Origin of the sequence: Psychrobacter sp. TB20-MNA-CIBAN-0197 (genome assembly GCF_040309765.1) — a bacterium.
Classification (GTDB): domain Bacteria; phylum Pseudomonadota; class Gammaproteobacteria; order Pseudomonadales; family Moraxellaceae; genus Psychrobacter; species Psychrobacter submarinus.
The window spans coordinates 1-239 of record NZ_JBEOPC010001332.1; the positions used below are offsets into that span (position 1 = coordinate 1).

At 68.6% G+C, this 239-nt stretch carries 1 pseudogene; it reads right to left on the minus strand.

Annotated features, from left to right (window positions below):
* A pseudogene (locus AAEY83_RS18280) lies at positions 1-239 on the minus strand (carbohydrate kinase); the annotation flags it as partial.

The window sequence follows — 239 nt, forward strand, 5'->3', positions numbered from 1 at the left end:
GCCGAGGGGTACGGCGGGATCAGCGGGACGATTTCCAGGTAGCGCGAGCGGGTGCTGGTGATCGTCGCGGTGGTGCCGTAGGACAGGCACACGGTGCGCGCATCGACCACGCCGGAGCCGATCACTTCGCAGGCCTTGTCTGCGCCTGCGGCAATCAGCGGCAGGCCTTCGGGAATGCCGGTGTGGCGCGCGGCTTCGGCGCTGATGTAGCCGAGGGTTTCGCCGGGTTTGTGCAGGCT